Source organism: Curtobacterium sp. PhB191, from assembly GCF_004346515.1.
Lineage (GTDB): Bacteria > Actinomycetota > Actinomycetes > Actinomycetales > Microbacteriaceae > Curtobacterium.
On sequence record NZ_SMBV01000001.1, the window covers coordinates 387,025 to 413,753 of the forward strand.

Sequence of the window (26,729 nt, forward strand, 5' to 3'; positions counted from 1 at the left end):
GGTCGGGTGCGGGATGCGCACTCGACCATTTTTGCTCACCATCGCGGCGCGGGCCCACGCGGCGCGGGCCCACGCGGCGCGGGCGCCGCGGGCGCCGCGGGCGCCGCGGGCGCTACGGGCGCTACGCCGTGATCGCGGCGCGGATCTCGGCGGCAGCTGCGCCGACGTCCGACGCGCTGTAGATCGCGCTGCCGGCGACGGCGATGCGGGCACCGGCCTCCTGCACCGAGGCGACGGAGGACGCGTTCACGCCACCGGCGATCGAGAACGGCACACCCGACTCCTTGCCGGCGTCGAGCAGCGTCGAGAAGGTGAAGCCCTCTTCCGCCTGCTCGTCGAGCCCGGCGTGCACCTCGACGAACTCGGCGCCGAGCGCGACGACCTCGCGGGCACGGGCGGCCTTGTCGGAGACGCCGATCAGGTCGACGACGATGCCCTTGCCGTGCTTCTTCGCGGCCTTGACGGCACCGACGATGGTCGAGTCACCGGCGACACCGAGGACGGTGACCAGGTCGGCGCCCGCCGAGAACGCGATGTCGGCCTCGAGCTCGCCGGCGTCCATGGTCTTGAGGTCGGCGAAGACGATCTTGTCCGGGTGGGCTTCCTTGATCGCGGTGACGGCGGACAGGCCGGCGCTCTTGATCAGGGGCGTGCCGAGCTCGAGGACGTCGACGTGCGGCGCGGCCGCGGCGGCGAGTTCGAGGGCGGCTTCGGTGGTCAGGGTGTCCATGGCGAACTGGAGCTGCATGTGGATGCCTTTCATTCGAGGTTTGCGTGTCGGGGCCAGAGGTCGTCGGCGGATTGCCCGCCGCGGGACCAGAGCGTGTGGAACAGCGCGTCGCCGACCAGGGCGACGGCCTGTTCGAAGAGGCTGCCGGCGTACTGCGCCGAGGCCGTGCCGGAGCGGTCGGTCTTCGTCGCTGCCGGCAGCACGAGGGTGACGTCCGCGACCTCGGACAACGGGGAGTCGTCGGTGGTCGACAGGGCGACGACGGACGCGCCGACGTCGTGCGCGGTACGGGCGGCCTGCAGGATGCCGGTGGTCGTGCCGGAACCGCTCGCGACGAGGAGCACGTCCCCGGGCCGGATCGCGGGCGTGGTGACCTCTCCGACGACGTGGACGTCGCGACCGAGGTGCATGAGCCGCATCGCGGTCATCCGCAGTGCGAGTCCGGAACGGCCGGCACCGTGCACGAAGACACGGTGGGAGCGGTCGATCAGGTCGAGGGCGCGCTCGGCCGACGCGTCGTCGACGTTCGCGGCGAGGTCGGTGACCTCGCGCACGATCACGTCGAACGCTGCGGGGACGGTGGGTTCTGCCATGTCCACGAGCATGCCGTCGCGCGGCCCGCCGCACCGCTACCCGCGTCGGCAGGCATCCCACCCGATCGGGTGGCCCCGTCCGCACGGGTGGGACAGGTAGGTTCGGCTCCCATGGACGCCATCGCACCCGACCGGGAGGCCCGTGGCGAGCCCGCCAGTCGGCTCGCCGCCTCGGAGCACGCCCGGACCGTCGCCGAGCAGGCGGACCGTCAGGCGCTCACCCTCGAGTCCGTGCTCGCCGTGCTCCGGTCACCACGGGTGTCGGACGCCGCCGCGCGGGCCGAGGCCGTCGAGATCGCGTCGGCAGCACTCGTCGACCTGCGCACCGAGACCGACCACCAGCGCAGCACCCTGCTCGAGCCGGTCACCGGGGCGTTCTCGCGCCTCCGAGCCGACCTGCGCCCGCTCGTCCGGTTCGGCGACCTCGACGTGCAGTTCGTCGAGCCGCCGACCACCGGCCGCGCACTGCCTGGCGACGTCGCCCACGCGGCCCGCGCCATCGTCCGGACCGCCGTGCTCGCCCTGGTCGACGGCGGTGCGGCCAAGCGGGTCCGCATCCAGTGGGACTGCGACGGCCGGAACCTGCTCATGCAGCTCCGCGACGACGGGTCCGGCACCCTCGACGTGCACGACGACGCCATGCGGCCGATCGCAGAACGGGTCGTCACCCTCGACGGCCGCGTCCAGGTGTCGAGCACGCCGGACTGGGGCTCGGTCCTCGACATCTCGCTACCCCTCGACCCGTCGCCGACCGAGGTGGACTCGGTCGCGGACGACGACCTCACCCCGCGGGAGCGCGACGTGCTGCGGCTGCTCGCGACGGGCGTCGGCAACCGCGAGATCGCTGAGGGCCTGGGCATCAGCGTCAACACCGTGAAGTACCACGTGGCGAACCTGCTCCGGAAGCACGGGGCCCGCACCCGTGCCGAGCTCGCCGCCTTCAGTTCCCGGGCGTGACCCCGGAGGGGCTGAAGCGGTAGCCCATGCCGGACTCGGTCACCAGGTACCGCGGGGTCGCCGAGTCGGGCTCGAGCTTCCGCCGCAGCTGCGCCATGTACAGCCGCAGGTACCCGGAGTCGTTGCCGTGCGACGGCCCCCACACCTCGGTCAGGAGCATCTCGCGGGTCATCAGCCGGTCGGGGTTCGTGACGAGCACCTCGAGCAGGCGCCACTCCGTCGGGGTCAGCCGGATCGCGGGACCGCTGGCCGGGGTGACCTGCTTCGCGACGAGGTCCACGACGAGGTCGCCGATCCGGATCGTCGGCGCGCTGTCGACGCCGGCCGGGGCACGGCGTCGTCCGAGGGCCCGCAACCGCGCCAGCAGCTCGTCCATCTGGAACGGCTTCGTCACGTAGTCGTCCGCGCCGGCGTCGAGTGCGTCGACCTTGTCGGACGAGTCGGTCCGGCCGGACAGCACGAGCACCGGCACCTGCGACCACCCCCGGATACCCTCGAGCACCCCGATGCCGTCGAGCCGGGGCATGCCCAGGTCGAGCAGCACCAGGTCGGGCCGTTCGGTGATGACGGCGTCGATCGCCGCGCGCCCGTCCTTCGCCGTCACGACCTCGTACCCGCGGGCGGCGAGCGTGACGGTGAGCGCTCGGACGAGTTGCGCGTCGTCGTCCGCGATCAGGACCTTCACCGGAGCTCCACTCCCACGTGCCCGGCGATCGGAAGCCGCACCACGACGGTGAGCCCACCACCCGGGGTGTCGTCGACCTCGATCGTGCCGCCCATGCCCTCGGTGAAGCCCCGCGCGAGTGCGAGCCCGAGCCCGAGGCCCGTCTCGTTGTCGGTGTCGCCGAGCCGCTGGAACGGCTGGAAGACCTCGTCGACCCGGTCCGACGGGATACCCGGACCGTGGTCGGCGATCCGGAGCTCGACCCCGCCTCCGAAGGCGCTCGCCGCGACGCGCACGCGGGTGCCGTCGGGTGCGTAGCGGACGGCGTTCGCGAGCAGGTTCACGACGACCCGCTGCAGCAGGACGGGGTCGGCGAGCACCGGCGGCAGGTCCGCCGGCAGGTCGAGGTCGACGTCGTCGGGCCCGAGCTCGAGCTCGTCGAGCGCCGGTGCGACCACGGTGTCGAGGGCCAGCGGCCCCGACGCGACCGCGAGCACACCCGCCTGCACACGACTGACGTCCAGCAGGTCTGCCAACAGCACCGCCAGCTGACCGAGGCTCTCGTCGGCGGTCGCGAGCAGTGCCTCCCGGTCGGCCCTGGACAGGTCGACGTCCAGCGCACGCAACGACTGGACGGCGGCCGAGGCGGCCGCGATCGGCCGACGCACGTCGTGGCCGACGGCCGCGAGGATCGCGCTGCGGACGCGGTCCGCCGCCGCGATCCGCTCCGCGTCCAGCGCGGTGCGCGTCAACGAGCGGTGTTCGACCGCGGCGTCGAGCTGCTGCTCGACGACGCGCAGCAACCGGCGCTGGGTCGGGTCGTCCGGAGCGCCCGCGAACTCGAGCACGGCACCGGACGGGAGGCTCGTGGACGCGTCCGGCGATTCGCCGAACGTCCCCGACGTGGCCGGCTCCTCGTTCCCCTGCCGGATCCGGACGCCGGCGAATCCGAAGGCCTCGCGGGTGCGGTCGAGCAGGGCCTGCAGGGCGTCGTCGCCGCGGAGGACGCTGCCGGCGATCCCCATCAGCAGACCCGACTCCGCCGCGGCGCGACGGGCAGCACGCGAACGTCTGGCGGACCGGTCGACCACGAAGCTGACGAGTACGGCACTGATGACGTACATGACGAGAGCGAAGAGGTGCCACGGCTGCTGCACCGTGACCATGTGCAGGGGTTGCACGAAGAAGAAGTCGAGGCTCAGTCCGGACAGCACCGCCGTGAACACCGCCGGCCACATCCCGCCGACGAGCGCCACGACGAGCACCAGCAACTGGTACGCCAGGACGTCCACGGTGATGGCGTCGGGGTCGCTGCCGATCGACAGGACCCAGGTGAGCAGGGGCCCGACGAGGACCGAGAGCACGAACGCGGCGAGGACCCGTCCGCGCGACAGACTGCCGCCGAGCTTCGGCAGGGCGAAGCCACCACCGGCGCGCTCGTGCGTGACGACGTGCACGTCGATGTCGCCCGACTCCCGGATCACCGTGTTGCCGATGCCCGGGCCGGTCAGGGCCGCGGCGAGCCGACTGCGACGGCTGACGCCGATGACGATCTGGGTCGCGTCGATCGACCGCGCGAACCGCACGAGGGTCGACGGCACGTCGTCGCCGACCACCTGGTGGTACGTCCCGCCGAGCTGTTCGAGCAGGGTGCGTTGGGCACCGAGCGCCCCCGGGTGGCGCTCGCGCAGGCCGTCGTTCGTCGTCACGTGCACGGCCGCGAGTTCACCCCCGGCACTGCGGGCAGCGATGCGGGCACCGCGGCGCAGGAGGGTCTCGCCCTCGGGGCCGCCGGTCAGGGCGACCAGCACGCGCTCCCGGGTCTCCCACCGGTGCTCGATGCCGTGCTCGGCGCGGTAGGCCTTGAGCGCGTCGTCGACCTCGTCCGCCAGCCAGAGCAGCGCGATCTCGCGCAACGCCGTCAGGTTCCCGAGCCGGAAGTAGTTCGACAGGGCCGCATCGATCCGGGCAGCCGGGTACACGAGCCCGTCGGAGAGCCGCTCGCGCAAGGCGGCCGGTGCCAGGTCGACGACCTCGATCTGGTCGGCCGCGCGCACCACGGCGTCGGGGACGGTCTCCCGCTGCACGGTGCCCGTGATCTCGCGGACCACGTCGCCGAGGGACTGCATGTGCTGGACGTTGACCGTCGAGATGACGTCGATGCCGGCGGCTCGCAGCGCCTCGACGTCCTGCCAGCGCTTCTCGTTCGCACTGCCGGGAGCGTTCGTGTGCGCGAGTTCGTCGACGAGGGCGACCTCGGGCGCTCGCCGGAGCACCGCGGCGAAGTCCAGGTCGTCGAGCTCCACGCCGCGGTGGTCCACGGTGCGGCGCGGCACGACCTCCAGACCGTCGACGAGCGCGGCGGTGGCGGCCCGTTCGTGCGTCTCGACCACGGCGACGACGACGTCCCGGCCCTCGTCGAGCAGCCGGCGGCCCTCCTCGAGCATGGTGAACGTCTTGCCGACGCCCGGTGCGGCACCGAGCAGGACCCGTAGCTTGCCGCGCTTCACGTGCTCATCCTCTCGCGTCGAGTTCCGCAGCGGGCGCGAAGCCGGGCGCAGGGCGGGATCGCGCCCCCAAGTGGTCATCGCGCCCCGGTGAGTCGGGGCGCGATGACCACCGCGGGGCGCGATCGATCACGAGGATGCCTTCGCCAGCGCGAGGTTCAGGGCCAGCACGTTCACGACGGGCTCGCCGAGGAACCCGAGCTGACGCGACTCGGTGTGCGATGCGACCAGCTGCCGCACCGTGTCCTCGGACACGCCCCGCGCCGCCGCCACCCGCGCGACCTGCTGCGACGCGTACGCGGGGCTGATGTCCGGGTCGAGACCCGAACCCGAGGCGGTGACCGCGTCGGCGGGGACGTCCGCCTCCGAGACCCCGTCGGCCTCTGCCAGTGCCGCACGCCGCTCCTCGACGGCCTTCAGCAGGTCCGGGTTGTTCGGCCCGAGGTTCGAGCCGGACGAGGCCCCGGCGTCGTAGCCGTCCTCGCCAGCTGCGGAGGGCCGCGACTGGAACCAGCGATCAGCCTGCTTGCCGGAGAACGACTGCCCGATGAGCGAGGACCCGACGACGGCGCCCGACGAATCGGTGACCTCCGAGCCGTTGGCCTGCTCGTGGAACACCCCCTGGCCGACGCCCCAGACGGCGAGCGGGTAGCCGACGCCGAGCACGACGGTGGCGAGCAGGGTGAGGCGGATGGCCACACCAGCGGAACGGACGGTGGAACGTGCAGATGCCATGACTAGAACCCCGGGATGAGACCGACCACGAGGTCGATCAGTTTGATGCCGATGAAGGGGACGATCACGCCGCCGAGCCCGTAGACGAGCAGGTTGCGGCCGAGGATCGACGACGCTGCGGCGGCGCGGTACTTGACGCCGCGCAGTGACAGCGGGATGAGCGCCACGATGACGAGCGCGTTGAAGACGACGGCGGACAGGATCGCGGACGACGGGCTGTGCAGGCCCATGATGTTGAGCGCCGCGAGCCCGGGGAACGCCGACTGGAACATCGCCGGGATGATCGCGAAGTACTTCGCGACGTCGTTGGCGATGGAGAAGGTGGTCAGGGCCCCGCGGGTGATGAGCAGCTGCTTGCCGATCCGGACGACGTCGATGAGCTTGGTCGGGTCGGAGTCGAGGTCGACCATGTTGCCCGCCTCCTTCGCCGCCGTCGTGCCGGTGTTCATCGCGACGCCGACGTCCGCCTGCGCCAGGGCCGGGGCGTCGTTGGTGCCGTCCCCGGTCATCGCGACGAGGTTGCCGCCCTCCTGCTCGCGCTTGATGTACGCGAGCTTGTCCTCCGGGGTGGCCTCGGCCAGGAAGTCGTCGACGCCGGCCTCGTGCGCGATCGCGGCCGCGGTTCGGGGGTTGTCACCGGTGATCATCACCGTGCGGATGCCCATCGACCGGAGCTCGGCGAACCGTGACGCCATGCCGTCCTTGACGACGTCCTTCAGGTGCACGACGCCGAGCAGCGTGACCGCGCCGTCCGAGGAGCGGCGGCCGACGACCAGTGGGGTGCCGCCCTGGTCGGAGATCTCCGCGACGGTGGAGTCGATCGCGGTAATCAAACCGGCGTCGGGGGTGTCTGCCCACGCCAGTACGGCCGCAGCGGCACCCTTCCGGATCTGCGACCCGTCCGGCAGGTCCAGACCGGACATGCGCGTCTGCGCCGTGAAGGGCACCTCGACGGCGCCGTCCGGCAGGGCCGGCGTGACCCCGGCGTCGGCAGCGAGCGACACGACCGAGCGGCCTTCGGGCGTCGAGTCCGCCGCGCTCGACAGGGCTGCTGCCGCCATCAGCGAGGCCTCGCTCACACCCGGCACCGGCACCACGCGGGACGCCCGGCGGTTGCCGTACGTGATCGTGCCGGTCTTGTCGAGCAGCAGGGTGGTGATGTCGCCGGCGGCCTCGACCGCGCGGCCTGACATCGCGAGCACGTTGTGCTGCACGAGCCGGTCCATGCCGGCGATGCCGATCGCGGAGAGCAGGGCCCCGATGGTGGTCGGGATGAGGCAGACGAGCAGGGCGATCAGGACGGGGACGCTGACCGTGGCACCGACGAGTCCCGCGATGGGCTGCATCGTCAGGCAGACGATCACGAAGACGATCGACAGCGAGGCGAGCAGGATGTTCAGCGCGATCTCGTTGGGCGTCTTCTGCCGGGCTGCACCCTCGACGAGGCGGATCATCCGGTCGATGAAGGTCTCACCAGGGGTCGAGGTGATGCGCACGATGATCCGGTCGGACAGCACCCGGGTGCCGCCGGTGACGGCACTGCGGTCGCCGCCGGACTCGCGGATGACGGGCGCGGACTCACCCGTGACGGCCGACTCGTCGACGGACGCGATGCCGTCGACGACGTCGCCATCACCCGGGATCACCTCGCCGGCGACGACGACCACCACGTCACCCTTGGCCAGGTCGACCGACGCGATCTCCTCGGTCGCGTTGCCGATCGCCGCTGCGTCGGCCGGGTCGTAGCCGAGCACCCGTCGGGCGCTCGTGGTCGAGCGGGTCTTCCGCAGCGTGTCGGCCTGCGCTTTCCCACGGCCCTCGGCGACGGACTCCGCCAGGTTCGCGAAGACGACGGTGAGCCACAGCCACACCGCGATGGCGATGGTGAACGCGGATGGCTCGACGACGGCGGCTGCCGTCGTCAGCGCTGCGCCGACCTCGACGATGAACATGACGGGGTTCCGCCACATCAGTCGCGGATCGAGTTTCCGCAGGGCTCCCGGGAGGCCCGCCACCAGTTGACGGGGTCCGAATGCGGACGAGCGGGTGGCCGGCTCCACTGCGGTGCGCGGTTCCGGCTCGGTGGTCACGGTCATGACAGTCCTTCTGCGAGCGGGCCCAGTGCGAGCACCGGGAAGTAGGTGAGTGCGGTGACGATGACGGCGACGCCGCCGAGCAGCCCGATGAACAGCGGGCGGTGGGTGGGCAGCGTGCCGGCGGTCTCGGGTACGCGGTCCTGGGCGGCGAGGGACCCGGCGAGCGCCAGGACGAACACCATCGGCACGAAGCGCCCGAGCAGCATCACGACGCCGAGCGCGGAGTTCATCCACGTGGTGTTCGCGGTGAGCCCGCCGAAGGCCGAGCCGTTGTTGTTCGCACCCGAGGTGAAGGCGTAGAGCAGCTCGGACAGACCGTGGTTGCCGGGGTTGAAGATCGACGTGCCGAGCACCTGTTCCCGGACACCGGGGATCACGAGCGAGAGTCCGGTCGCGAGGAGCACGAGGGTCGGCGTCACCAGGATGTACAGCGCCGCGAAAGTCATCTCCTTGGCGCGGATCTTCTTGCCGAGGTACTCCGGCGTCCGGCCGACGAGCAGCCCGCCGATGAACACCGTGATGACGGCGAGCACGAGCATGCCGTACAGGCCGGAACCGACACCGCCGGGGGTGACCTCGCCGAGCATCATGTTGAGCATCGCCATCATCCCGCCGATCGGCGTGAAGCTGTCGAACATGCCGTTCACCGCACCGGTCGAGGTCGCGGTCGACGTCGTGCCGAACAGGGTGGTGCCGAGGATCCCGAACCGGGTCTCCTTGCCCTCCATCGCGGCACCGGCTGCGTGTGTGGCGAGCCCCCCACCGCTGAGCTCGGCGATCGACATCACCGACAGGGACACGAGGAAGATCGCGCCCATCACGGCGAGGATCGCGTAGCCCTGGCGGTCGTCGCCGACCATCCGGCCGAAGGTGCGCGGCAGCGAGAACGGGATGACGAGCATCAGGAAGACCTCGACCAGGTTCGTCCACGCCTGCGGGTTCTCGAACGGGTGCGCCGAGTTGGCGTTGAAGTAGCCACCGCCGTTCGTGCCGAGTTCCTTGATCGCCTCCTGCGACGCCACGAACCCGTCCGGCAGGTGCTGCGTGCCACCGACCAGCGTGGTGACGTCGGTGCCGCTCCCCCACGACTGGATGACGCCGCCGGCGACGAGCACGATCGCGAAGACGAACGCCCCGGGCAGCAGCAGCCGACCGACGCCGCGGACGACGTCGACCCACACGTTGCCGAGCGTTCCGGACTTGCGCCGGGCGAACCCGCGGACCAGCGCCACGGCGACGGCGAGCCCGACGGCTGCGGACAGGAAGTTCTGCACCGCGAGGCCGGCCATCTGCACGCTGTACCCGACGGTGACCTCGGGCGAGTAGGACTGCCAGTTCGTGTTCGCGACGAACGACGCCGCGGTGTTGAACGCGAGCGACGGGCCGACGGCAGGGAGCCCGAGGTCGCCGGGCAGCACGACCTGGATGCGCTGCAGCAGGTAGACGAGCAGGAGGCCGACGACGCTGAAGAGCAGCACGCCGCGCAGGTACACGGGCCACGACTGCTCGGCGTCCGGGTCGACCCCGATCAGCCGGTAGACCGCCCGCTCGACCCGGTTGTGCCGGACAGGCATGAAGACCTTCGCCATCCAGTCGCCGAGCGGCCGGTAGGCGACGACGAGCAGCAGGACGAGCGTGGCGACCTGGACGATCCCCGCCCAGACGTCCGCGGCGCCCGACGCGCCCACTAGAACCGCTCCGGACGCACGAGCGCCCAGACGAGGTACACGACAGCGGCGATGCCGAGGACGGCGGCCGCGATGGTGATGCCGATCACAGCCGTTCCACCCCCTTGGCGATCAGTGCCACCACGCCGAACACGGCGAGGACACCGGCGACGACGAACACGTCGAACACGAGGGACTCCAGAAGGTCTGTGGTACCCGCACCGGGCGGTGCGGACGGCACCACGTGTGGTGCCTGAACCGATGCTGGGTCCTGCGCCGGGCCTCCTGGGCGCTCCTAACGGTTTCCTCACGCCGCCCTGGCGGACGCATGCGCCCCGCTAACGCGCGCTCGCCGTCCGGAGCCGCGTGGCCAGCGCACCGACGGCGTCGCGGAGGTCCTCGGGACCCTCGACGACGAAGTCGACCGCGAACCCGGCGAACGCTCCGGCGAGCCCCGGCCAGGACCACGAGCCGAGCGTGACCCGACTCCGCGCGTCGGACAGGGGTTCGACGACGGCGTCCTCGGGCAGGTAGGGCGCGATCGTCCGGGCCTCGGCGGCCGTCATGGTGACCGAACCGACGCACGGCCACACGTCGGCCTGCGCCGATCCCTTGAAGCGCGCCGCCACGAAGGCCACGGGGTCGCCACCGGGCACCGGCCGTGGGGTGAACGGCACCCGTGTGCGCATCCGCGGGGTGATCCGGTCGATGCGATGGGTGCGCCAGTCGTCGCGGTCGAGGTCCCAGTCGAGCAGGTACCAGCGGCCGTTCCGCGCGATCACGGCGTGCGCTTCCACCCGGTGCGGGGTCTCGTCCTCGCCGTAGCCGAAGCGGAACACCTCGCGCAGGTGGACGGCCTCGCTCGCCGCCACCAGCACGTCCGGGTCGGTCGTGGTGCGGCTCGTCGCGGTCACGGCCTGCACCGCGTCGATGCGCGACCGGAGCCGCGCTGGCATGACCTGCCGGATCGTCGCGAGCGCCCGGGCGGCCGACTCGGCGATGTCCGCGCCCGACGCGGGTGCGACGGCGAGCGCCAGGGCGATCGCCACGGCCTGCTCGTCGTCGAACAGCAGCGGCGGCAGGTCCGAACCCGCTGCGAGCCGGTAGCCGCCGGCCGGTCCACGGAGCGCCTCGACCCGGTACCCGAGCTCGCGGAGCCGGTCGACGTCGCGGCGGACCGTGCGGGGGCTGACCTCGAGGCGTCCGGCGAGCTCGTCGCCTGGCCAGTCGCGGTGCACCTGCAACAGCGACAGCAGCGCGAGCATGCGCGAGGAGGGTCCGGCCATGTCGATCATTCTCGTCGGAGAAGCGGACATGATCTGACCGCATTGCCGGTCATCCTCGTTCCATGAGCATCGAAACGACACCCCACCTCAACTTCGACGGCAACGCCCGCGAGGCCCTCGACTTCTACGCATCGGTCTTCGGCGGCGAGGTCACCGCCGCCACCTACGGCCAGATGGGCGCCCTGGACGACCAGGCCTGGGCCGACCGCATCGTCTTCGGCCAGGTCTCCACCGACGCCGGGTTCCGGGTCATGGCCTTCGACGTCTGGCCCGGGCAGCCCTACGACCAGGGATCGAACGCGTTCTACGTGTTCGTGCACGGCGACGACACCGCCGAGATCGAGCGGTACTGGGCCGTGCTGTCCGACGGCGCCGAGATCCGGCAGCCCCTCGCTCCCTCGGCCTGGGCGCCGCTCGCCGGGCAGCTCCGCGACCGGTTCGGCGTGGTCTGGCAGCTCGACGTCGCCCCGGCCGACCGCTAGCGCGTTCCGAGGGCCGCGGTCAGCGCGTCGGCGTCCACGTCGACACGGTGACCGCGGCCGTCACCGTCGCCGGGGCGAACACCGCGTCCGGTGCGACGTGGTGGTGGCTCGGCCCCATGTGCACGACGTCGTGGACGTCCTCGGCGGAGAGGTCCATCGTCCAGGTCAGGTCCTCGGAGGACCGCAGGACGAACGACGGCGTGAGCGAGTCGTGCAGCCGCCGCTCCTTCTCCGGGTCGACGGAGATCGTCGCCTCGGCCAGCTCTGCCAGGTGGCCGGTGCGCGGGGTCACGACGACCAGCACGCCGTCGGGGTGCAGGACGCGGGCGTACGCGGTCTGGTTGCGGGGTGCGAAGACGTCGAGGACGACGGCGGCAGCGTGGTCGACGACCGGGAGGCGCTCGGTCACGTCCCCGACGACGGCTCCGGCACGTTCGTGGACGCGGGCAGCCCGTCGGATCGCGATCGCCGACAGGTCCAGCGCAACCCCGAGCCTCCCGTCCGCCGCGCGCAGCGCATGCGCCAGGTAGGTCCCCGGACCGGACCCGACGTCGAGCACGATGCCGGGGGCCGTCGCCTCGGCGACGGCGTCGGCGAGCGCCCGCTCGACGGGCGCGTAGTGGCCCCGTCCCAGGAACCGCAGCCGGGCGTCGACCATCTCCGGGGTGTCCGCGGTGAGCGACCGACGCTTCGCCGGCAGGAGCGTCAGGTGGCCCTGCTTGGCCTCGTCGAACCGGTGCCCGGTCGCACAGCCGACCTGGCCGCCGTCGACCCGACCGAGGGGCTCGGCGCACACGGGGCAGGCGAGCATCGGCAGCAGGTCGTCACGCACCGGCCCAGCGTACGGGGCCTCGCTAGCCTGGCCGGATGTCGCTGCAGCAGCTCTTCGGTCTCGACGGACGCACCGCCCTCGTGACAGGAGGCAGTTCCGGCATCGGACGCGCCATCGCCACCGCACTCGCCGACGCGGGTGCGCACGTGCTCGTCGCTGCTCGGACACGGTCGACCATCGACGCGACGGTCGACGACGTCCGCGCCGCTGGAGGATCGGCCGACGGCATCGTCGCGGACCTGTCCTCGCGTGCCGGGGCACACGCCCTCGCCGACGCGGCGGGTGACGTCGACGTCCTCGTGAACTCCGCGGGGATCAACCTCCGGCCGCCGATGGCCGACCTCGACGAGGACACCTGGGACGCCACGATGGCCGTGAACCTCGACGCACCCTTCGTGCTCGGCCAGCGGCTCGCGCCCGGCATGGCCGCTCGCGGCCACGGCCGGATCATCAGCATCAGCTCGCAGCAGGCGCACCGTCCGTTCGCCTCGAGTGGCGCGTACGGGGTCTCCAAGGCAGGCCTGGAGGCACTGGCCCGGTCCCAAGCGGAGGCCTGGTCCGCGCAGGGGGTCACCTCCAACGTCCTCGTCCCCGGTTTCGTGCGCACCCCGCTCAACGAGCGGCTCGGGTCCGACCCGGCCGCGGTGTCAGCGCTCGCGGCGCGGACGCTGGTCGGCCGGAACGGACTCGCGTCGGACTTCGCCGCCGCTGCCGTGTTCCTCGCCGGCCCCGGGTCTGCTTACGTCACCGGGCAGTCCATCGCGGTCGACGGCGGGTTCTCCGTCCACTGACCTCGAGGTGCGCCGACGGCAGGGTGCTGCGCAGCAGTACGGTCGGGACATGGCAGTCATCGAGCAGGCAACGCTCCGCCCCTCCAAGGCCGAAGCGCTCGCCGCTTGGCTGCCCGACCAGGCGTGGAGCGGCGTCGTCGCGGGAGCGCCGCTGCAGGTCGTCGGGCAGTTCCGGTTCGACGATCCCGCCGGCGAGGTCGGCGTCGAAGTGCTGCTCGCCCGCACCGAGGACGGCCGGGTCCTGCAGGCGCCACTGACCTACCGGGATGCACCGCTGCCCGGCGCCGACGCGTTCCTGGTCACCGAGATGGACCACTCCGTGCTCGGGCGACGCTGGGTGTACGACGCCGTGGGCGATCCGGTCCACGCCGACGTCCTGCGCCGAGCGATCGTCACCGGCGGGCACGAAGCGGAGCTCGAACTCGCGAACGATGCCGGACGGCGGCCGAAGGACGCCTGGGCCAGCGGCAGCGGCTCCGAACCCGACTCCCCCGATGTCACCTCGGTGCACGCGACCACGACGGGCGCGGTGACGTCGATCGCGACCGACCACGGCACGATCGTCATCGCACGGGTCGTCGGCACCGCCCTGCCCGAGGGCGAGACGCTGACCGGTACGTGGACGGACGGCTCCGGAGTGCTCGCCGTCCTGCTGCCCGAACGCGCCTGAGGTACTGGCAGGGCCTGCCTGCACCGGGGACCGGCTGGCAGGATCGGGGGCGTGAAGACACTGGAGTTGCCACAGACGGACCTCACCGCATCCGACGTCGTCGTCGGCTTGATGCGGATCAACGACATGAGCGACGAGGACATCCGCGCGCTCTACCGCGCCTCGCGGGACGCGGGCGTGAACATGTTCGACCACGCCGCGGTGTACGGCGAGTGGCACGGCTGCGAGGAGCGGTTCGGTGCCGCCGTGACGCTGTCGCCGGCGGAGCGTGCCGAGATCGTGCTGCAGACCAAGGTCGGCATCCGTCCGACCCCGAACGGCGCGTACTTCGACTTCTCGTACGAGCACATCCTCGAGTCGGTCGAGGAATCGCTCACCGCGCTGCAGACCGAGTACATCGACATCCTGCTCCTGCACCGCCCCGACGCCCTGGTGGAGCCGGAAGAGGTCGCGAAGGCCTTCGACGAGCTGCACGCCGCCGGCAAGGTGCACCACTTCGGCGTCTCGAACCACACCCCTGGCCAGGTCGACCTGCTCAAGAAGCACGTCCAGCAGCCGCTCGCCTTCAACCAGGTGCAGCTGAGCATCACGCACGCCAACGTCATCTCGCAGGGCCTCACGGCGAACATGGGTGGCCTCGACCAGTCGATCTCCCGCGACAACGACATCCTCAACTACTCGCGGATCAACGACATCACGCTGCAGGCTTGGTCGCCGTTCCAGAAGGGGTTCTTCGACGGCGTCTTCCTCGGCGACCGCGAACAGTACGCCGACCTCAACGACGTCCTCGAGGAGATCGCCGCCGCGCACGGGGTCACCCCGACCGGCATCGCGGTCGCCTGGATCACCCGGCACCCCGCGCACTTCCAGGTCGTCCTCGGCACGACGAACCCGCAGCGCGTGCGCGACTCGGCGGCCGGCTCGGACGTCGAGCTGTCGCGCGAGGAGTGGTACCGCATCTTCACCGCCGCGGGGCACACCGTCCCGTGAGTCCATCGGGCAGGGTGGAGTCGTGCTCCACGACCTCACCCTGCCCGTCCGCCTGTCCGCCCGCGCCGGTTCGGTGGTGGTGCGGAACGCGGCCGACGGCGACCTCGACGCCCTGATGGCGCTGTTGTCCGACGACCCGATCAGTGCCGCCCGCGGCGATGTCGCCGCCCCGGAGGACCGCCCGCAGTACGCCGCGGCCCTTCGATCGATCACCGAGGACCCGACGAACTCGCTGCTGGTCGCCGAGGACGAGTCCGGTCGGCTCGTCGGCACGCTGCAGCTCACCCGGATCCCGGGCATGGCCCGCCGCGGTTCGACGCGGCTGCTGGTCGAGGCCGTCCGCGTGAGCAGCGCGCTCCGCTCGGGCGGCATCGGCAGCGCGCTGATGCGCTGGGTGACAGACGTCGCAGCGCCGGACCTCGGGACCCCGCTCGTGCAGCTCACCTCGGACGCCGCCCGGACGGATGCGCACCGGTTCTACGAGCGCCTCGGATTCACCGCGTCCCATGTCGGCTTCAAGTACCGCGTCCCAGACTCTTCCGCGCGCTGACGTTCTTTCCCAGAGCGCGCGCGATGCAAGACGGTTTCGGGCGTACCTGGTCGAAACTTCCGACCAGGTACGCCCGATTCGACCAGGTACGCTTCAGTCGGAGGAGGCCGGGGTCCCCGAGGACGGGACGCGCACGTCGACCGGGGACACCGCGGCGGGGTCGGCGGAGGCGCCACCCACGACGTCGAAGGAGATCCCGAGCATCGCCGGGTCCTCGTCGAGCTCCAGCCCGTCCTCGCGGACCTGGTCCTCCGGGATTGCACGGCCACCAGACGGGTCCCACGAGTTCGCGATCGACATGCCGACGAGCATGCCGGGCGACCTTGAGTGACGCCTCTGAATCGCCGTAGAGCGAGCGATCAGTCGCGGTGGCCGGCGGTCAGGAACGATCCGCCGCGATCAGCTCGAGCTGCGTCAACCCGACGTCGGTACCCGCCGTGAACACGAACGACGAGCCGCCGCCGATGATCCGGAACACCCGGGTCTGCCCGGGCCAGGTGAACTCGGCGCCGTCGACGGCCGTGACGGTCTCGCCGAGGGACACCTGCCACGAGTACGACCCCGGAGTCGCCACCGTCACGGTGTACAGCGACGCGGCGGGGCAGTCCACGTCGAACGCCACCGACTCCCCCGCGGCGAGCGCCGTGACGGTCCGCCCGGTGTCGTCGACCAGTGCCGACGAGCCCTCCGACGACGTCCCGACGGGCAGCAGGTCGACCGGGGCGTCCCGGTAGCCGTGGACCTCGGAGGCCGACACCGGCCGGGTGTCCGATGCCCAGCCCTGCGGTTCGGACGACAGCGTGAAGACGATGTGCGACGCCGACACCACCACGTGGTGCGGGATGCTGACGGACGTCCAGGGCGAGCCGTCGACCGTCACCGACGCCACGTAGGCACCTGCGGAACCGTCGGCGACCTCGATGACGGTGGGCGTTCCTCCCGGTTGCTGCAGCACCGTCCTGCGGACCGACGGCGGCACGAGCACGTAGGTGCCCGTGGACGGCGCCAGCGGGTACAGGCCGATCGTCGCGAAGACGTACCAGGCACTCATCTCGCCGTTGTCCTCGTCGCCGGGGTAGCCCTGGCCGAGGTCGGAGCCGACGAACAGCCGCTCGAGCGACTCCCGGACGATGCGGTGCGCGTCGTCGTGCCGACCGGTGAACATCGGGAAGAACGGGATGTGGTGCGCCGGCTGGTTGGACAGGCCGAGCATGCCCATCCGGACGTCGCGGGCCTCGGTCATCTCGTGGATGGGGAAGCCGTACGCGCCGGAGCGGATGGTCGCGCCGGTCTCGGGTGTCGCGAAGAACGCGTCGAGCGCGGCGTCGAACCGTGCCGGTCCGCCGTGCAGGTCCACGATGCCCGCGCCGTCGTGGGGTGCGGTGAAGGCCGTGCCCCACGCGTTCGTCTCGGTGTAGTCGTCGCCCCAGTCGCGCGGGTCGAACTCGGTGCCGACCCGCCACGAGCCGTCGGGGTCGCGGCCGATGAAGAAGCCCCGCTCGGAGTCGAACACGTGCCGGTACTGCAGGGATCGCCGGGCGAACCACTCCGCCTCGGCCTCGTACCGGGACAGGTCGGCGGGCGTGGCCGCCCGCGACGCGAGCAGCCCCGCCATCACCGCGAGTCCCCAGTCGTTGATGGCGGCGTCCAGGGTCCAGGACATCCCCTCGGACGTCGCGGTGTCGACGTGGCCGCGGAAGGCGCCCGGGATGCTCCCCTTCCGTCCGACGCGCTCGTCACGCGGCGGGACGGTCGCGTTCCGCACTGCGCTCCGGTACGCCTCGGCGAGGTCGAACCCGGTGATGCCCTTCGCCGCGAGGTCGGCGAAGACGGTGTCGCTCGTGGTGCCCGTCATGCAGTCCTCGGCGCCGGGGGCGCTCCAGCGCGGGGTCCACCCGCCGTCGTGGTGGTGCTCGACGAAGCCCTGCGCGAGCTCGCCGGCGGTCTCCGGGGTGAGGAGTCCGAGGAGCGGCCAGGCGGTGCGGTAGGTGTCCCAGAACCCGTTCGTGGTGGTGAACGATCCCTCGACGACCTCCGGCCCGGGCTCGTCGCGGATCGGGTCGGCGAGGACGGCTCCGTACGGGGAACGGTGGTGCGGCGACCCGGTCAGGGCGGTCTCGCCGGCACGGTTCGGGTAGAGGAACAGCCGGTACAGGCCGGAGTACAGGCTCGCCAGCTGGTCCGGGGTGGCTCCGTCGAACGACAGGGTCGCGAGCTTCTCCGTCCAGAGCGCCTCGGCGCGGGTGCACATGGCGTCGAAGGAGCCGGCGGCGTCGAGGTTCGCGCGGGCGTCCTCGATCGAGACGGTCGAGATGCCGAGCAGGACGTCGACCGCTCCGTCGCCGTCGACGGCCAGCCAGCCGCGCAGCTCGTGCTCGCCGGTGCTGGTGTGGTCCGCGGTCACGTGCGGGATCCGGACGTGCACGTGGTGCGGCGGGGTGCCGGGGCGGTCGTCGAGCACGGCCTCGACCACGGCGGTGCCGTCGGTCACGGTCACGGAGACGTCCGAGACCCACCCGTGGTGGTCGAGCACGATGCTGCGGGTGCCGGTGAACCGGAAGCCGAGGGCGAACTCCCCCGCGGTCATCTCGGCCGTCACACCCTGGTCGAGGGCGACCCGGTACCGGTGCGGACCGTCGAGTTCGTCGTCGTGGTCGAAGCCGAGCGCGCGGGCGGCTCGGTCGACGTCGGGGGTGTCGAGCGGCGACGGCATGACCTGGAACACGCCGCGGTCCCCCATCCACGGCGACGGGATGTGGCTCGTCGCGAACGCCTGGATCGCCGGTCGGACCCGCCCGTCGGCGTCGGTGCGCGAGTGCTCCTGGTACGCGTAGGGCCAGCGGTTGCTCGACGCGTCGGTCATCGGCAGGCCGAAGACCCCGCCGTGCGGGATGCCGACGAGCGGCGCGTTGTTGCCGCGGGAGAACCGTGACGACGCCTGCGTGCCGCGGGTCGTGCGGACGTGGTCGAGCGGCCTGACCGGTGCCGGGCGTGCCGGGGCGATCCGGACGTCGTCGAGCCAGCCGCGCAGGGCTGGACGCTCCCCGTCGGCGTCCGACGGCTGCGTGTCGGAGCCGAGCCGGGCCTCCAGTCGGTCGACGACCAGCCCCGCGAACGGCGTGAGGTCCACCGCGCGACGGTTCCACTGGTCGACCCACTGCTTGCGGGCTGCGTCCTGCGCCTCGGGCGTGAGCGCGTCGCCGTACTGGTCGCGGGCGTGTCCGCCGTGCGCGGCCGCGTGCTCGCTCAGTCGTGTGCCGTCGGTGAAGACGACGTCGACGGCGAAGGCCGTGGCGTCCCAGAAGTGCGGCAGGTCCGCCTCGGTGGGCTCGTTGGCGCCCTGCGGCAGCGTGCGTTCGGGGAACCAGACCCACGACAGTTCGTCGCCGGACGCGACCACCCGGCCACCGGAGCCGGGGACGAGCGCCACGACAGCGCCGTCACCCGCGGGTCGTTCGACCAGCCACCCCTCCGACGATCCGAAGCCGACACCGTTCCGCGCCGCGACGGCCGTCGTCGGCCCACCGCTCCGTTGCAGTTCTCGCACGGGTCCAGCGTATTTGGTCCAGCGTCTGGACGAAAACGCTCGGCGTGTCAGCCCTTGTTCTGCCCGGGCGCGTTCCCCGAGTTGCCCGGACCGGCGTCCGCTGAGGTGTCGGTCGTCGTGTCGGTCGTCGTGTCGGCTGCGCCGTCGGCCGGGTCGGCGCCGTCCTGCGGCTCCTGCACCGGGTTCGAGACCGGCGCGCTCGGCTCCGGACCGACCGACGGCTCCTGGCTGGGCTCGGCGGGCTCGCTCGGCTGTTCAGCGGGCTCGGACGGCTGCTCAGCCGGCTCGGAGGGCTGCTGCTCAGCCGGCTCGCTCGGCTGCTGCTGCTCCTGGCTCGGCTGCTGCTCCTCGCTCGGCTGCTGCTCCTCGCTGGGCTGCTGCTCCGTCGGCGCGGTCGAGTTCGTGTCCGTCGGAGCCGGTGTGCCGTCGTCGTCGCCGTTCAGTGCGAACACTGCGACCCCGATGCCGACCAGCACCAGGACGACCACGACGATCGCCGTGATGATCGGCCCCTTGCGTCGCTTCTCGCGCTTCGCCGAGTCGTCACCGGAGCCCGGACGGACGGGTGGGGCCGCGGGTGGCACCCCGCCTCCTCCGCCGGTCGGGCCGCCGGTGCCGCGCTGGGCACCGAGGACGGTGGTCGACACGTCGTCCGCGGCGTTCGGCTGCTGGGCGTCCATCACGCGGGTCGCGTCGTCCGCGCCCGGTTGTCCACCCGGACGGGAGGCACCACTCGCCGGCATCACGCGGGTCGCGTCGTCCGCGTGCGAGGCCATCGGAGCCGTGGCGGCGGCAGCGGCACCGGCCGCGGCTGCTCCGGCTGCCGCGCCGGCACCGGCTGCCGTCAACGTGCCGGGACCGCCGGGCAGGAGCTGCGTGGCGGGCCCGGGCTCGTCGCGGCCCAGGGCGCGGAGTCGTTCGGCTGCCTCGGCCGCGCTCGGACGCTCGGCCGGGTCCTGCGCGGTCATCACGTGCAGGAGCGTGCGCCAGGCCGTCGGCAGGTGCTGGTCGATCTCCGGGCTGCGGGTGAGTCGCGCGGTCGCGGACTCGATCGCGCTGCCCGGGAACGGTGTCCCGCCGGTCAAGCACTCGAGCAGCACCAGCCCGAGCGCGTAGACGTCGGCCTTGCCGGTGATCTCCTGCGCCAGGACCTGCTCCGGCGCGAGGTACGCGGCCGTCCCCATCACGGTGCCCGTCCCCGTCACGCGCGAGGCGTCACGGAGCAGGGCGATGCCGAAGTCGGCGAGCTTGACGTGGCTGCCGTCGCGCTCGAGCAGCACGTTGGCGGGCTTCACGTCGCGGTGGACGATGCCCTGGGCGTGCACGGCGCTCAGCCCGTCGGCCACCTGTGCGCCGACGCGGGCAGCGGTCGTGGGGTCGAGCGGTCCTTCGCGCAGCCGGGTGGCCAGGTCGCTGCCGGGCACGAGCTCCATGACGAGGTACGAGTCCCCGTCCTCGTCGTCGAGGGCAGCGTCGTACAGGGTGACGAGGGCCGGGCTGCGCAGTGTCGCGAGCGTCTGGATCTCCGACTCGGCGCGGGCGCGTTCACCGTGGTCGACCGGTCCGATGCGGAACACCTTGATGGCGACCTCGCGGCCGAGCTGCTCGTCGACCGCCCGGTACACGGACGCCATGCCACCGTGTCCGAGCGTGCCCGTGACGCGGTACCTGCCGCCGAAGACCCGTTCTTCCATGACGGGCAACCTACCGGTAGCGGCTGACGGCCCCGCTCATCCGTCGGGTCTCGGCGCTTGGTGAGCAGAAGGTGTCGAGTCCATTCGACTGACTCGACGTCTTCTGCTCACGAGATGTGCGCGAGGCTTCACTGCCGGTCGTCTCACGCCGCTCAGAGGGGAGTCGTTCAAGTTTTGGAGCAGTAACTGGAACCGGGAACGCGTCGGTTCAAGTCTTCTTGACGATGTCGCCGTCCGGGGTGGGCTCGGCGCCGTGGCGGAGCGCCGTCAGGTACAGCCGGTGCGCCGTGATCACGAGGGCGAGCCAGGCGAGCCCCAGCGCCCACGCCGCGAGGACATCGGTGAGCCAGTGGTGCCCGAGGAACACCCGCGAGGCCCCGACCGACAGCACGAACAGGGTCCCGACGACGATCGTCCACACCCGCGTGACGACCCGCGACTGCCGCAGGAGCAACAGGTACACGATCGTGCCCACGATCACCGTCGCGTTGAGGGTGTGGCCGGACGGGAACGACGGCGAGTGCTCGTACGGCGGCACCGCGTCGGAGAGCGGCGGACGCGCTCGACCGATGAGGTCCTTGCCCGCGATCGTCATCAGCAGCGAGCCGCCACTCGCCGCGACGAGCAGCACCAACGGGGTCCACGCCCGACGCTGGATGGTGAACCCGACCAGGAACCCGAGGGCGACGATGGGCATGCCGATCGTGCCCGCGATGTCGGTCCACCACGTGACCAGGCGATCCCCCACGGGCGACCGGAGGGTGAGTGCCCAGTCGAGCACCGGGCGGTCGAGCACGGCGACGTCGTCGGCTTCGCGGACGGCGTCGTAGACCTCGGAGGCGAGCCAGGTCGCGACGACGGCGATGCCGATCCCGACGGCCAGCGTGAGCAGCAGGAGCGGCATCGCGCCGTACCGGTGGCCGAGCGTGGTCCACCCCTGCGCGGTCGCCCGGCCCGCGCGGGTGCGCCAGCGGGTGAGGTCGACCTCGCCGACGGTGCGGTCGGCGGCGTCCCCGCGTTCGGTGTCCATCCGTCCAGCCTGCCCGAAGCGCCCGGGAACCGCCGAGGCCGCGACTACTGCCTGCTCGCCCGGCGAGACCGCTGGAGGATGACGAGCCCGATGGTCACACCGACCGCGGTCATGAACGGGGTCATGAACCACGCGATGACGATCGGGACGGCCCGCTCCGCCGGCGCCTCGACGTGGAGCATCAACGACAGGGCGACGATCGGCAACGCGATCGTGGCCACCCAGCAGACCACCACCAGCACCGTGAGCAGTACGGCGGCACCCCGGTGGTCTGACCTTCGGTACGGAGTCGTCACGACACCATGCAACCAGGTACCGGTCAGTCCTTCGCCTCGGAGTACGCCCCCACCACCGCGACCGACAGCGGGAACGTCACCGGGAAGTCCTGGAACAACAGCCGACCGGCGTCGACCGCGGCCTCGCGGATCTGCGTCGCCACCCACTCGGCGTGCTCCTCCGGCGCGTGCACCACGATCTCGTCGTGCACGAAGAACACCAGGTGCGGCCCGTCCGTAACCGCCCCGGGGAACCGAGCGGTGAGCCGGGAGCGCAACGACCCCATCCACGCGAGCGCCCACTCGGCCGCGGTCCCCTGCACCACGAAGTTCCGGGTGAACCTCCCCCAGCTCCGCGCCCGGGACTCGACGGCACGCTGCATCGCCGGCGTCCCCTCGACCGTGTAGGCCTGGTTCCTGGCCTCGAACCACGACGACTCCGGAACGGGTGACGTCCGACCGAGCAACGTCGTGACGGCTTCGCCCCGCTCCCCCGCGCGTGCGGCGCGTTCGACCAGGTCGAGCGCACGCGGGAACGCCCGCACCAGGCGCGGGACGAGCCGACCACCCTCGCCCTGAGTGGCGCCGTACATCGCGCCCAGCATGGCCACCTTCGCCTGCTGCCGGGTCTCGACTGCGCCCGAGGCCACGACGCCGTCGTACAGGTCGCGTCCGTCGCCCGCGGAGGCCATCGCCCGGTCGCCGGCCATCGCGGCGAGCACGCGCGGTTCCAGCTGCGCAGCGTCGGCCACGACGAGCTTCCAGCCCGGGTCGGCGATGACGGCCCCGCGGATGCCCTTCGGCAGCTGCATCGCTCCCCCGCCGTCGGCTGCCCAGCGCCCGGTGACGACGCCGCCGACCACGTACTTCGGGTGGAACCGGCCGTCGCGCACCCAGTCGTCGAGCCACGTCCAACCGTTCGCCGTCAGGAGCCGCGCGAGTCGCTTGTACTCGAGCAGCGGTTCGATGACGGGGTGCTCGATCTCCTGCAGCTCCCACTTGCGGGTGCTCGTCACCATGAGCCCGGCACGGCGCAACGACCGCAGGACGTCGGCCGGCGAGTCCGGGTTGAGCGTCGGGTCGTCGAGGCGCTCGCGGACGACGGTGGCGATCTCCTCGAGCCGGCGCGGCCGCACGCCGTACGGGACGCGCGGTCCGAGCGTCTCCTCGAGCAAGCGTTCGTGCACGTCGGCACGCCACGGCAGCCCTGCGTGCAGCATCTCCGCCGCGACGAGGGCTCCGGCAGACTCCGCCGTCGTCAGCAGGCGGAGGGCACCGGGCGACGTCGACGTCGCGACCGCCGCGAGCTGGGCCCGGAACTCGGCGACCGGGTCGACGTCGTCGTCCGGCACCGAAGCGGTGAACAGGGCGTCGTCGAAGAGCTGGGCCTGCGTCGGCCGGACGACCCGGGCCTCCGCCACCGGAGCGTCGAGCGCGTCCGCCGGTGCCGCCGCGAGTGCGGAGCCACGCGCGGCCAGCGCTGCGCGGAGGATCCGTCGGCACAACCGCAGGTCGACGCAGCGCCCCACGCGTCCGCCGGCGGCGAGCACGGCCGGGTACCAGCGCGCGGTGTCGTCCCACACCCAGCGCACGCTCGGTGCGTCGTGCGCCGCGACGAAGGCCGGGAGGGCCGACTCGTCCACGCGCATCGGCTCACCGTCAGCGGTCCCCGAGTCGGTCAGGGGCGTCGCGAGGACGCCGCCGTCGACGCGGCGGAGGACGAGGTGCACGGAACGATCATGCCGTGCCCCACCGTCACCGGCTGACGGGGTGACGGATCAGGCGCGCTTCGGACCGCCGGGGCGCACGGCTGCGGTGTCGGCCACGTCGATGCGGACGTCGCCGTCCTCGGCGCGGGACACCTCGACCCGGGGGTCGGCGTCGTGCGCGTCGGACCCGGACATGCGTCGGAAGGTGTCCTGGCGTCGTTCCTCGAACGTCATGTCCACGCCGTCGTCGAGGTGGTCGTGGTCGGGCTTCGTCATGCGCTGCACGGTACGCGCTGACTGCTGCGCGCGATCAGACGACGGGTGCGGTGCCGGTCCGTTCGGTCCAGTGCGCGCCCGCCGCCCACCGGTCGAGCACCGCACGGGGCAGGCGACCGGACGCGTTCGAGGCGCGCGCGGTGGCCAGCGGCACACCGAACACGAACTTCGCCACGCTCTCGTCACCCTCGGCGGCGTCGTGCGGGCCGGGTGGCGCGAGCCGGAACCGTCGCGCGAAGCGCACCAGGTTCGCGTCGGGATCGAGCACCGTGGCCAGACCGGGATCGAGGATCCACGAGCGGCACTGCCACCGATCGGCGACGAGCGCCGGCGCGAGGGCGCGCAGGACCTCCGGCGCGCGGGAGAACGACCGGTCGCAGGCGTCCGGATCGAGCGGCCCGGTCTCCGGGACGTGGACGCCCCAGGCCGGCTGGCCGTCCGGCAGGTGGTCGCCGAGTTCGTACTGGAGGCGCCCCACGGCCACCACGCGACCGGTCGCCACCGCGACGAGCCAGTCCACCCCCGTGCCACGCAGACCGTACCGGTCGAGTTTTCGGCCGACGTCGGCGACGGACGCCTCCGCCAGGCTGCGCGGGAGTCCCCGCGCTTCGAGCCCCGCGGCGTTGCCGGGCACGGACGCGCGGAGCGCGGCGACCAGCAGGGCGTCCCGCTGGGCGGGCTCCGCGTCGACGACGGTGGCGGCCAGTGCGGCCGCCACCGTGGCGGAGTCGTCCGGCGACCCCACGGCGGCGGCGAGGACCGCGACGGACGCGGGACGGGCCTCCTGGCCGGGGGTGTCGGCGGTCACTTCAGACCGGACGAGGCGAGCCCGTCCATCACCCGCCGCTGCAGGACGATGAACATGATGAGCACCGGGGCCATGGCCATCAGGCTCGCGGCCATGAGCACCGGGTAGTCGATCGTCCGGTCGCTCGACAGCGTCGCGAGTCCTGCGGCGAGGGGCATGTCCTCGGCACGAGTCGAGACGACGAGCGGCCAGAGCAGCTCGTTCCACGACCACAGCACCGTCGTGATCGCGAGCACGCTGATCGAGGGACGGGCGAGCGGCAGCATGATCCGCCAGAACGTCTGGAACGGGTTCGCGCCGTCCATGCGCGCAGCCTCTTCGAGCTCGGGCGGCATGTTCAGGAACGCCGTCCGCATCAGGAAGGTGCCGAACGCGCTGAACAGGCCCGGCGCGACGATCCCCATCAGGGTGTCGAGCCATCCGAGCCCCTGCACGATCTGGTACTGCGAGATCAGGTAGACCTGCGACGGCACGAGCAGGATCGACAGCACGATCGCGAGCAGGATCGCCCGGCCGCGGAACCGCATGCGGGCGAAGGCGTAGCCGGCGAGCGTGCAGAGCACGATCTGCGCGAGGGTGCGGATGATCGTGACGTACACGGACGTGCCGAGCTGGCTGAGGAACGGCAGACGCTCGAACACCTGCGCGTAGTTCTGCCACTGCAGCTCCCCCGGCCAGAACGTCGGCGTGACGGACTGCACCTGGGCGTTCGTGGACAGCGACATGATGATCTGCCACACGAACGGGAACGCCATCGCGAAGCCGCCGACGCCGAGGACGACGTGGATCCACCAGTGACTGCCGCCGCGACGACCGGGCCGGCGTGCTGCCCGTGGCGGTGTGACGGTTGCGGTCATGCCTGCACCCACTTCCGTTGGACACGGAACTGCACGAGCGTGACGATGCCGATGAGCAGGAAGATCACCATGGCGATCGCGGCCGCGAAGCCCTTGTCGTTGTCGATGAACCCGGCGCTGTAGAAGTAGAAGACGAGCGACATCGTCTTCGGGATCACCGGGTTGGTGCTGCCGAGGATGGCGTAGAGCAGGTCGAACAGCTGGAAGCTCGAGATCGTCGTGACGATGACCACGAAGAAGATGCTCGGGCTGAGCAGCGGGACCGTGACGGAGCGGAACTGCCGCCAGCGGCTCGCGCCGTCGAGCTCGGCGGCCTCGTACAGCTCAGGTGGGATGTCCTTGAGGCCCGCGCCGAGGATGATCATCGAGAACCCGAGGGACGACCACAGGCCGACGAAGCTCACCGCGACGAGCGCGAACCCGGGCGTCGAGATCCAGTACGGACCGTCGATGCCGAACAGTCCGATGAACCAGTTCACGATGCCGTAGTCGCCGTTGAACATGATGCGCCAGACGAGGGCGATCGCGGCCGGCATGGCGACGTAGGGCAGGAAGAAGAGCACCCGGTAGAACTGCGCGAACCGCAGGCCCGGGGTGTTCAGCAGGCTGGCGAGCCACACCGCGATCGGGATGCCGGCCAGCACGATGACCGTGTAGACGATCGTGTTGAGCAGCGACTGGTACAGCTGCGGGTCACCGGCGAGCCGGACGTAGTTCGCGACGCCGCTGAACGTCGCACCGCCGAACACGCCCCAGCTGGTGAAGGAGTACCAGAACGTCTGGATGATCGGCCAGATGTAGAACGTGCCGACGCCGATGAGCAGCGGCAGGACGAACAGCCACGGCCACCAGCCGTCGGTCCGTCGGGGTGCGCGCTTGCCGCCGGCCGTCGGGCCGGGGGCGCCCCGCCCGGACGAACGCGTCGTCCGGGCGGGGGTGGAGGCGGCCTGCGGCCGCTCGGTGTTGATCGTCATCGGCTCGGG

At 71.9% G+C, this 26,729-nt stretch carries 27 protein-coding genes; 6 read left to right on the forward strand and 21 right to left on the reverse strand.

Annotated features, from left to right (window positions below; all coding sequences use genetic code 11):
- Positions 1-121 precede the first annotated feature (121 nt).
- Both hxlA and hxlB read right to left on the reverse strand, forming a co-directional pair.
- On the reverse strand, positions 122-748 hold the full coding sequence (gene hxlA / locus EDF48_RS01875; protein WP_111083537.1) for a 3-hexulose-6-phosphate synthase: 627 nt from the start codon (positions 746-748) through the stop codon (positions 122-124).
- An 11-nt stretch (positions 749-759) separates the two neighbouring features.
- Positions 760-1,323 carry a 6-phospho-3-hexuloisomerase gene (hxlB, locus tag EDF48_RS01880; protein ID WP_131877732.1) on the reverse strand — a complete coding sequence of 188 codons (564 nt, stop codon included), beginning with the start codon at positions 1,321-1,323 and terminating at the stop codon, positions 760-762.
- A 111-nt stretch (positions 1,324-1,434) separates the two neighbouring features.
- Between hxlB and EDF48_RS01885 the strand changes: the two genes are divergently transcribed.
- Positions 1,435-2,280, forward strand: coding sequence for a LuxR C-terminal-related transcriptional regulator (locus tag EDF48_RS01885; RefSeq protein WP_111083538.1), 846 nt, complete (start codon positions 1,435-1,437; stop codon positions 2,278-2,280).
- On the opposite strand, the gene EDF48_RS01890 is transcribed toward EDF48_RS01885, so the two are convergent.
- The 8 genes from EDF48_RS01890 to EDF48_RS01920 all read right to left on the reverse strand — a co-directional run bounded on the left by EDF48_RS01890 (position 2,264) and on the right by EDF48_RS01920 (position 11,235).
- Positions 2,264-2,965 carry a response regulator transcription factor gene (locus EDF48_RS01890; RefSeq protein ID WP_131877734.1) on the reverse strand — a complete coding sequence of 234 codons (702 nt, stop codon included), beginning with the start codon at positions 2,963-2,965 and terminating at the stop codon, positions 2,264-2,266. The two genes, EDF48_RS01885 and EDF48_RS01890, sit on opposite strands and share 17 nt — an antisense overlap.
- Entirely contained in the window at positions 2,962-5,454 is a 2,493-nt protein-coding gene (locus tag EDF48_RS01895; protein WP_131877736.1) for an ATP-binding protein, read from the reverse strand. Before EDF48_RS01895 ends, EDF48_RS01890 begins: the two co-directional genes overlap by 4 nt.
- 126 nt (positions 5,455-5,580) lie before the next feature.
- Positions 5,581-6,186, reverse strand: a complete 606-nt coding sequence (kdpC, locus tag EDF48_RS01900) for a potassium-transporting ATPase subunit KdpC (protein WP_131877738.1) — start codon at positions 6,184-6,186, stop codon at positions 5,581-5,583.
- Positions 6,187-6,188: 2 nt separating this feature from the next.
- Positions 6,189-8,282 (reverse strand): potassium-transporting ATPase subunit KdpB, encoded by a 2,094-nt coding sequence (gene kdpB / locus EDF48_RS01905; protein WP_131877740.1) that lies wholly within the window; start codon positions 8,280-8,282, stop codon positions 6,189-6,191.
- Positions 8,279-9,970: a potassium-transporting ATPase subunit KdpA gene (gene kdpA, locus EDF48_RS01910; protein ID WP_131877742.1), complete on the reverse strand. Its 1,692-nt coding sequence runs from the start codon at positions 9,968-9,970 to the stop codon at positions 8,279-8,281. The genes kdpB and kdpA overlap by 4 nt, the downstream gene beginning before the upstream one ends.
- The gene (locus tag EDF48_RS01915) at positions 9,970-10,059 is read right to left on the reverse strand and encodes a potassium-transporting ATPase subunit F (RefSeq protein ID WP_017887940.1); all 90 of its coding nucleotides are present in this window, start codon (positions 10,057-10,059) and stop codon (positions 9,970-9,972) included. The genes kdpA and EDF48_RS01915 overlap by 1 nt, the downstream gene beginning before the upstream one ends.
- Complete coding sequence (locus EDF48_RS18975) at positions 10,056-10,193, reverse strand: hypothetical protein (RefSeq protein WP_165901015.1); 138 nt, start codon at positions 10,191-10,193, stop codon at positions 10,056-10,058. The genes EDF48_RS01915 and EDF48_RS18975 overlap by 4 nt, the downstream gene beginning before the upstream one ends.
- A gap of 94 nt (positions 10,194-10,287) precedes the next feature.
- Positions 10,288-11,235, reverse strand: a complete 948-nt coding sequence (locus EDF48_RS01920) for a WYL domain-containing protein (RefSeq protein WP_131877744.1) — start codon at positions 11,233-11,235, stop codon at positions 10,288-10,290.
- Between the two features lie 62 nt (positions 11,236-11,297).
- Here EDF48_RS01920 and EDF48_RS01925 point away from each other — a divergent pair, with 62 nt between their 5' ends.
- Positions 11,298-11,717 (forward strand): VOC family protein, encoded by a 420-nt coding sequence (locus tag EDF48_RS01925; RefSeq protein WP_131845900.1) that lies wholly within the window; start codon positions 11,298-11,300, stop codon positions 11,715-11,717.
- Positions 11,718-11,736: 19 nt separating this feature from the next.
- Here the strand turns inward: EDF48_RS01925 and EDF48_RS01930 are convergent, their stop codons facing one another.
- Positions 11,737-12,549 carry a putative RNA methyltransferase gene (locus EDF48_RS01930; protein ID WP_131877746.1) on the reverse strand — a complete coding sequence of 271 codons (813 nt, stop codon included), beginning with the start codon at positions 12,547-12,549 and terminating at the stop codon, positions 11,737-11,739.
- A gap of 35 nt (positions 12,550-12,584) precedes the next feature.
- Between EDF48_RS01930 and EDF48_RS01935 the strand changes: the two genes are divergently transcribed.
- From EDF48_RS01935 to EDF48_RS01950, 4 genes are read left to right on the forward strand one after another with little or no spacing between them, the layout of a single operon-like run.
- Positions 12,585-13,340: an SDR family oxidoreductase gene (locus EDF48_RS01935; RefSeq protein WP_131877748.1), complete on the forward strand. Its 756-nt coding sequence runs from the start codon at positions 12,585-12,587 to the stop codon at positions 13,338-13,340.
- 49 nt (positions 13,341-13,389) lie between these two features.
- Positions 13,390-14,010, forward strand: coding sequence for a hypothetical protein (locus EDF48_RS01940; RefSeq protein ID WP_131877750.1), 621 nt, complete (start codon positions 13,390-13,392; stop codon positions 14,008-14,010).
- A gap of 51 nt (positions 14,011-14,061) precedes the next feature.
- On the forward strand, positions 14,062-15,000 hold the full coding sequence (locus tag EDF48_RS01945; protein ID WP_131877752.1) for an aldo/keto reductase: 939 nt from the start codon (positions 14,062-14,064) through the stop codon (positions 14,998-15,000).
- A gap of 22 nt (positions 15,001-15,022) precedes the next feature.
- Positions 15,023-15,550: a GNAT family N-acetyltransferase gene (locus EDF48_RS01950; protein WP_131877754.1), complete on the forward strand. Its 528-nt coding sequence runs from the start codon at positions 15,023-15,025 to the stop codon at positions 15,548-15,550.
- Between the two features lie 93 nt (positions 15,551-15,643).
- On the opposite strand, the gene EDF48_RS01955 is transcribed toward EDF48_RS01950, so the two are convergent.
- The 10 genes from EDF48_RS01955 to EDF48_RS02000 form a co-directional block, all read right to left on the reverse strand.
- Positions 15,644-15,862: a hypothetical protein gene (locus EDF48_RS01955; protein ID WP_131845893.1), complete on the reverse strand. Its 219-nt coding sequence runs from the start codon at positions 15,860-15,862 to the stop codon at positions 15,644-15,646.
- Positions 15,863-15,929: 67 nt separating this feature from the next.
- Positions 15,930-19,097, reverse strand: coding sequence for a GH92 family glycosyl hydrolase (locus tag EDF48_RS01960; RefSeq protein ID WP_243698008.1), 3,168 nt, complete (start codon positions 19,095-19,097; stop codon positions 15,930-15,932).
- 47 nt (positions 19,098-19,144) lie between these two features.
- On the reverse strand, positions 19,145-20,791 hold the full coding sequence (locus EDF48_RS01965) for a serine/threonine-protein kinase (RefSeq protein WP_131877756.1): 1,647 nt from the start codon (positions 20,789-20,791) through the stop codon (positions 19,145-19,147).
- A gap of 208 nt (positions 20,792-20,999) precedes the next feature.
- The gene (locus EDF48_RS01970; protein ID WP_131877758.1) at positions 21,000-21,821 is read right to left on the reverse strand and encodes a phosphatase PAP2 family protein; all 822 of its coding nucleotides are present in this window, start codon (positions 21,819-21,821) and stop codon (positions 21,000-21,002) included.
- A 44-nt stretch (positions 21,822-21,865) separates the two neighbouring features.
- Entirely contained in the window at positions 21,866-22,117 is a 252-nt protein-coding gene (locus tag EDF48_RS01975) for a hypothetical protein (protein ID WP_131877760.1), read from the reverse strand.
- Positions 22,118-22,140: 23 nt separating this feature from the next.
- Positions 22,141-23,826, reverse strand: coding sequence for a bifunctional 3'-5' exonuclease/DNA polymerase (locus tag EDF48_RS01980; RefSeq protein ID WP_131877762.1), 1,686 nt, complete (start codon positions 23,824-23,826; stop codon positions 22,141-22,143).
- Positions 23,827-23,874: 48 nt separating this feature from the next.
- Positions 23,875-24,081 carry a hypothetical protein gene (locus EDF48_RS01985; protein WP_111083557.1) on the reverse strand — a complete coding sequence of 69 codons (207 nt, stop codon included), beginning with the start codon at positions 24,079-24,081 and terminating at the stop codon, positions 23,875-23,877.
- Between the two features lie 34 nt (positions 24,082-24,115).
- Positions 24,116-24,889: a hypothetical protein gene (locus EDF48_RS01990; RefSeq protein ID WP_131877764.1), complete on the reverse strand. Its 774-nt coding sequence runs from the start codon at positions 24,887-24,889 to the stop codon at positions 24,116-24,118.
- Positions 24,886-25,746, reverse strand: a complete 861-nt coding sequence (locus EDF48_RS01995; RefSeq protein WP_165901014.1) for a carbohydrate ABC transporter permease — start codon at positions 25,744-25,746, stop codon at positions 24,886-24,888. Before EDF48_RS01995 ends, EDF48_RS01990 begins: the two co-directional genes overlap by 4 nt.
- Positions 25,743-26,720: a sugar ABC transporter permease gene (locus tag EDF48_RS02000; RefSeq protein ID WP_111083559.1), complete on the reverse strand. Its 978-nt coding sequence runs from the start codon at positions 26,718-26,720 to the stop codon at positions 25,743-25,745. The genes EDF48_RS01995 and EDF48_RS02000 overlap by 4 nt, the downstream gene beginning before the upstream one ends.
- Positions 26,721-26,729 lie beyond the last annotated feature (9 nt).